Source organism: Lyngbya aestuarii BL J (assembly GCF_000478195.2).
Lineage (GTDB): Bacteria > Cyanobacteriota > Cyanobacteriia > Cyanobacteriales > Microcoleaceae > Capilliphycus > Capilliphycus aestuarii.
Window position 1 is genome coordinate 1 of sequence record NZ_AUZM01000403.1, and the last position, 346, is coordinate 346.

The 346-nt window shown below is 51.2% G+C and carries 1 pseudogene; it reads right to left on the reverse strand.

What is annotated here, in order from left to right:
* Positions 1–346 (reverse strand): annotated as a pseudogene (locus M595_RS31460) (AMIN domain-containing protein); the annotation flags it as partial.

Below are 346 nucleotides of genomic sequence, written 5' to 3' on the forward strand. Positions count from 1 at the left end.
CCCGAATATAGACAAATTGCGATTGACGTAAATCTTCGCTCAGGCGCACTTCAATCACTTGATCCGGTTGTACCGTTGTCGGTTGGGGAGGGGTGGCAAAACCAACAGCCGCCCCCCCAAGCGCCCCCACCAACAAACCAACCCCTGTAAAGCCTGTCAGCAAAAATAGCCCTACCCCGCCAATTCCGGTATCACGAAGAACGTTTTTGGGTTCGGGATCTAATCGACCGGGAATCCAACCGGATTCGGCTTGAATGGGAATGCTACGCCCTTCTAAATTAATGGCTTCGACTTGAAATCGACTCCCTTTGGAACTGGTTTCAAAGTATCCGACAATCGGCGTATC